The 5,779-nt window shown below is 53.5% G+C and carries 1 protein-coding gene, 2 tRNA genes and 3 rRNA genes; 5 read left to right on the top strand and 1 reads right to left on the bottom strand.

Translation table 11 applies throughout. The features are described 5' to 3' along the window. Nucleotides 1-300: 300 nt before the first annotated feature. The 5 genes from VVD47_RS20800 to rrf all read left to right on the top strand — a co-directional run bounded on the left by VVD47_RS20800 (nucleotide 301) and on the right by rrf (nucleotide 5,454). Nucleotides 301-1,829 (top strand): 16S ribosomal RNA (locus VVD47_RS20800). A gap of 126 nt (nucleotides 1,830-1,955) precedes the next feature. Further along, nucleotides 1,956-2,032: transfer RNA gene (locus VVD47_RS20795), tRNA-Ile, on the top strand. An 8-nt stretch (nucleotides 2,033-2,040) separates the two neighbouring features. Continuing rightward, nucleotides 2,041-2,116: transfer RNA gene (locus tag VVD47_RS20790), tRNA-Ala, on the top strand. Between the two features lie 227 nt (nucleotides 2,117-2,343). Beyond that, nucleotides 2,344-5,227 (top strand): 23S ribosomal RNA (locus VVD47_RS20785). Nucleotides 5,228-5,340: 113 nt separating this feature from the next. Further along, a 5S ribosomal RNA gene (gene rrf, locus VVD47_RS20780) occupies nucleotides 5,341-5,454 on the top strand. The 16S, 23S and 5S rRNA genes sit together here with 2 tRNA genes alongside, the layout of an rRNA operon. A gap of 187 nt (nucleotides 5,455-5,641) precedes the next feature. On the opposite strand, the gene VVD47_RS20845 is transcribed toward rrf, so the two are convergent. After that, on the bottom strand, nucleotides 5,642-5,779 hold a 138-nt coding region (locus VVD47_RS20845), incomplete at its 5' end, for a pyridoxine 5'-phosphate oxidase C-terminal domain-containing protein (RefSeq protein WP_443081009.1).

Raw genomic sequence — 5,779 nt, 5'->3', positions numbered from 1 at the left:
AGGAAGTTGGCGGTTAGCAAATTCAGCAGTAAAAAATAATTTGCGAAATTGCTTGACGATCTGAAAGGGGTGTGTAAAATGCGCCCCTCTCGAAACGAAGCAGCGAATTAAACGCAGCGCGAATCGAGAAAAGAAGTAGCAGTAAAAAGCAGTGCCGCTCTTTAAAAAATTGAACAACCGATAGGTGTGAGTGCTCGGTTAAGGCAAATAAGCAAACCGGTTCGCCGGGGCGCTGATTGCACCAAAATAGAGTACTCAACACTAAATTTCGTCAGAGATTTTGAGTTGAGCAAAGGTATTGAACTTAAGAGTTTGATCCTGGCTCAGATTGAACGCTGGCGGCATGCCTTACACATGCAAGTCGAACGGATTCAGGGGCTTGCTCCTGAGTTAGTGGCGAACGGGTGAGTAATGCATCGGAACGTGCCCAGTCGTGGGGGATAACTACTCGAAAGAGTAGCTAATACCGCATACGTCCTGAGGGAGAAAGCGGGGGATCGCAAGACCTCGCGCGATTGGAGCGGCCGATGTCGGATTAGCTAGTTGGCGGGGTAAAAGCCCACCAAGGCGACGATCCGTAGCTGGTCTGAGAGGATGATCAGCCACACTGGAACTGAGACACGGTCCAGACTCCTACGGGAGGCAGCAGTGGGGAATTTTGGACAATGGGGGAAACCCTGATCCAGCCATGCCGCGTGAGTGAAGAAGGCCTTCGGGTTGTAAAGCTCTTTCGGACGGAAAGAAATCGCACGGGATAACACCCTGTGCGGATGACGGTACCGTAAGAAGAAGCACCGGCTAACTACGTGCCAGCAGCCGCGGTAATACGTAGGGTGCAAGCGTTAATCGGAATTACTGGGCGTAAAGCGTGCGCAGGCGGTTGTGTAAGACAGGTGTGAAATCCCCGGGCTTAACCTGGGAACTGCGCTTGTGACTGCACAGCTAGAGTACGGCAGAGGGGGGTGGAATTCCACGTGTAGCAGTGAAATGCGTAGATATGTGGAGGAACACCGATGGCGAAGGCAGCCCCCTGGGCCTGTACTGACGCTCATGCACGAAAGCGTGGGGAGCAAACAGGATTAGATACCCTGGTAGTCCACGCCCTAAACGATGTCGACTAGTTGTTCGGGAAGGTGACTTCTTGAGTAACGAAGCTAACGCGTGAAGTCGACCGCCTGGGGAGTACGGTCGCAAGATTAAAACTCAAAGGAATTGACGGGGACCCGCACAAGCGGTGGATGATGTGGATTAATTCGATGCAACGCGAAAAACCTTACCTACCCTTGACATGCCTGGAATCCTGCAGAGATGCGGGAGTGCCTTCGGGAACCAGGACACAGGTGCTGCATGGCTGTCGTCAGCTCGTGTCGTGAGATGTTGGGTTAAGTCCCGCAACGAGCGCAACCCTTATCACTAGTTGCTACGCAAGGGCACTCTAGTGAGACTGCCGGTGACAAACCGGAGGAAGGTGGGGATGACGTCAAGTCCTCATGGCCCTTATGGGTAGGGCTTCACACGTCATACAATGGTCGGTACAGAGGGTTGCCAAGCCGCGAGGTGGAGCCAATCCCAGAAAGCCGATCGTAGTCCGGATTGGAGTCTGCAACTCGACTCCATGAAGTCGGAATCGCTAGTAATCGCGGATCAGCATGCCGCGGTGAATACGTTCCCGGGTCTTGTACACACCGCCCGTCACACCATGGGAGTGGGTTCTACCAGAAGCAGCTAGCCTAACCGCAAGGAGGGCGGCTACCACGGTAGGATTCATGACTGGGGTGAAGTCGTAACAAGGTAGCCGTATCGGAAGGTGCGGCTGGATCACCTCCTTTCTAGAGCAAGCCAAGATCGAGTACTCACAACCTATCGGTTGTTTATAGAACAGCAAGGGCTGGAGCTAGGGACTAGGGACTAGTAATTAGCGAGTCCCGAACCTTGATACTGCCTTGGCAAAAACCGGGTCAGTAGCTCAGTCGGTTAGAGCACCGTCTTGATAAGGCGGGGGTCGTAGGTTCGATTCCTACCTGACCCACCAGAACACCTGGGGGATTAGCTCAGCTGGGAGAGCACCTGCTTTGCAAGCAGGGGGTCGTCGGTTCGATCCCGTCATCCTCCACCAGTCACTTCTGAATCAATTTCCAAGCGCTTATTGCTGAGTGCTTGGAAATTGTTTCGCAAGAAACATGCTGTTCGTTCTTTAACAAAGTGGAAGGCAAATCATGTAACAAGTAATTGTTGCATGGGTTGTGATTGCATCGTCGATACGTGTTCATGAACCAGTGGCGCGTATCGACACAAGCGCTAGTCTGCCTGTAACTGTCCTGGCAACAGGGCTCACAGTTATAGGATCAAGCGACTAAGTGCACGTGGTGGATGCCTTGGCGATTACAGGCGATGAAGGACGTGTAAGCCTGCGAAAAGCTTCGGGGAGCTGGCAAAAGAGCTTTGATCCGGAGATGTCCGAATGGGGAAACCCACCCGCAAGGGTATCCCGTACTGAATACATAGGTACGGGAGGCGAACGCAGCGAACTGAAACATCTAAGTAGCTGCAGGAAAAGAAATCAACCGAGATTCCGTCAGTAGTGGCGAGCGAAAGCGGAAGAGCCTGTACGTGATAGTCGAATTGCTAGTCAAACGGTCTGGAAAGTCCGGCCATAGCGGGTGATAGCCCCGTAGGCGAAAGCATTTCGGTGGTACTAAGCGTACGACAAGTAGGGCGGGGCACGAGAAACCCTGTCTGAATATGGGGGGACCATCCTCCAAGGCTAAATACTCGTAATCGACCGATAGTGAACCAGTACCGTGAGGGAAAGGCGAAAAGAACCCCGGGAGGGGAGTGAAATAGATCCTGAAACCGCGTGCATACAAACAGTGGGAGCCTCGCAAGGGGTGACTGCGTACCTTTTGTATAATGGGTCAGCGACTTACGTTCAGTAGCGAGCTTAACCGAATAGGGGAGGCGTAGCGAAAGCGAGTCTGAACAGGGCGTTCAGTTGCTGGGCGTAGACCCGAAACCAGATGATCTATCCATGGCCAGGATGAAGGTTGGGTAACACCAGCTGGAGGTCCGAACCCACAAATGTTGAAAAATTTGGGGATGAGCTGTGGATAGGGGTGAAAGGCTAAACAAATCTGGAGATAGCTGGTTCTCCCCGAAAACTATTTAGGTAGTGCCTCGTGCGGACACTTCCGGGGGTAGAGCACTGTAATCGTTGAGGGGGTCATTGCGATCTACCTCGCGATAGCAAACTCCGAATACCGGAAAGTGATACACGGGAGACAGACGTCGGGTGCTAACGTCCGGCGTCAAGAGGGAAACAACCCAGACCGCCAGTTAAGGTCCCAAATGCATGGCTAAGTGGAAAACGAAGTGGGAAGGCATAGACAGCTAGGAGGTTGGCTTAGAAGCAGCCACCCTTTAAAGAAAGCGTAATAGCTCACTAGTCGAGTCGTCCTGCGCGGAAGATGTAACGGGGCTCAAGCCATGAACCGAAACTGCGGATGCATACGTAAGTATGTGTGGTAGGGGAGCGTTCCGTAAGCCTGCGAAGGTGTCTCGAGAGGGATGCTGGAGGTATCGGAAGTGCGAATGCTGACATGAGTAGCGATAAAGCGTGTGAAAAGCACGCTCGCCGAAAGCCCAAGGTTTCCTACGCAACGTTCATCGGCGTAGGGTGAGTCGGCCCCTAAGGCGAGGCTGAAAAGCGTAGTCGATGGGAAACAGGTGAATATTCCTGTACCGCTCTTTACTGCGATGGGGGGACGGAGAAGGTTAGGCCAGCCGGGCGTTGGATGTCCCGGTTTAAGCATGTAGGCGTGCCCGATAGGCAAATCCGTCGGGCTTAGCTGAGGTGTGATGACGAGGCGGCTTGCCGCTGAAGTGGTTGATACCCTGCTTCCAGGAAAAGCCTCTAAGCTTCAGGTAAAGAGTGACCGTACCGCAAACCGACACAGGTGGGCAGGTTGAAAATACCAAGGCGCTTGAGAGAACTCAGGAGAAGGAACTCGGCAAATTGATACCGTAACTTCGGGAGAAGGTATGCCCCGGTAGCTTGTAGGAGTACATCCGAAGGGCGATGGGGCCGCAGAGAATCGGTGGCTGCGACTGTTTAATAAAAACACAGCACTCTGCAAAGACGAAAGTCGACGTATAGGGTGTGACGCCTGCCCGGTGCCGGAAGGTTAAGTGATGGGGTGCAAGCTCTTGATCGAAGCCCCGGTAAACGGCGGCCGTAACTATAACGGTCCTAAGGTAGCGAAATTCCTTGTCGGGTAAGTTCCGACCTGCACGAATGGCGTAACGATGGCCACACTGTCTCCTCCTGAGACTCAGCGAAGTTGAAGTGTTTGTGAAGATGCAATCTACCCGCGGCTAGACGGAAAGACCCCATGAACCTTTACTGCAGCTTTGCATTGGACTGTGACGGGATTTGTGTAGGATAGGTGGGAGGCTTTGAAGCCAGGACGCTAGTTCTGGTGGAGCCAACCTTGAAATACCACCCTGGTGTCGTTGCGGTTCTAACCTTGGTCAGTGAATCCTGATCGGGGACCGTGCATGGTAGGCAGTTTGACTGGGGCGGTCTCCTCCCAAAAGGTAACGGAGGAGTTCGAAGGTCTCCTAGGTACGGTCGGACATCGTACTGATAGTGCAATGGCAAAAGGAGGCTTGACTGCGAGACCGACAAGTCGAGCAGGTGCGAAAGCAGGACATAGTGATCCGGTGGTTCTGTATGGAAGGGCCATCGCTCAACGGATAAAAGGTACTCTGGGGATAACAGGCTGATTCCGCCCAAGAGTTCACATCGACGGCGGAGTTTGGCACCTCGATGTCGGCTCATCACATCCTGGGGCTGTAGCCGGTCCCAAGGGTATGGCTGTTCGCCATTTAAAGTGGTACGTGAGCTGGGTTTAAAACGTCGTGAGACAGTTTGGTCCCTATCTGCCGTGGGCGTTGGATATTTGAGGGGGCCTGCTCCTAGTACGAGAGGACCGGAGTGGACGGATCTCTGGTGTACCGGTTGTCACGCCAGTGGCATCGCCGGGTAGCTAAATCCGGAAGAGATAAACGCTGAAAGCATCTAAGCGTGAAACTCGCCTCAAGATGAGATATCCCTCAGGCTTCGAGCCTGCTCAAGGGTCGTTCTAGACCAGGACGTTGATAGGTCAGGTGTGGAAGCGCAGTAATGCGTTAAGCTAACTGATACTAATTGCCCGTGAGGCTTGATCCTATAACTCTGAGCTAAAAGCTGCAGAGCAGAAATAGCGCTAGCAATCACAACTAATACATTTGCCTTCCAGTTTGGATCTGTTGATCAGAGATCAGCAGGTCGACAAGTCATAGTCTGACGACCATAGCGTTTCGGAACCACCCCTTCCCATCCCGAACAGGACCGTGAAACGAAACCGCGCCGATGATATTGCATATTACGTGTGAGAAAGTAGGTCATCGTCAGGCTACCCCATAAGCAAAGCCCCGATCACAGAGTGTGATCGGGGCTTTGTGCTTTGGGCCGGCGGAATCCGCGCCTCCATGCAGACCTTGGCGAGACATCGACGCCGCATGCGCAAATGAAAACGCCGCTCGAAAGCGGCGTTTGTCTATGGCGGAATTGCGATGCTTGAGCCTTGCAGGCCTCGGCGAGTCAGGGCGCCAGGCGCTCCAGCTGCCAGCCCCCGCCACGCCTCACGTACCTCAGGCGATCGTGCAACCGACTCGCGCGACCCTGCCAGAACTCAACCTCCTCCAGCGACACGCAGAAACCACCCCAATGATCAGGGCG

The organism is Uliginosibacterium sp. H1 (assembly GCF_036017065.1).
Lineage (GTDB): Bacteria > Pseudomonadota > Gammaproteobacteria > Burkholderiales > Rhodocyclaceae > Uliginosibacterium.
This window is presented reverse-complemented; position numbering and strand designations above follow the sequence as displayed.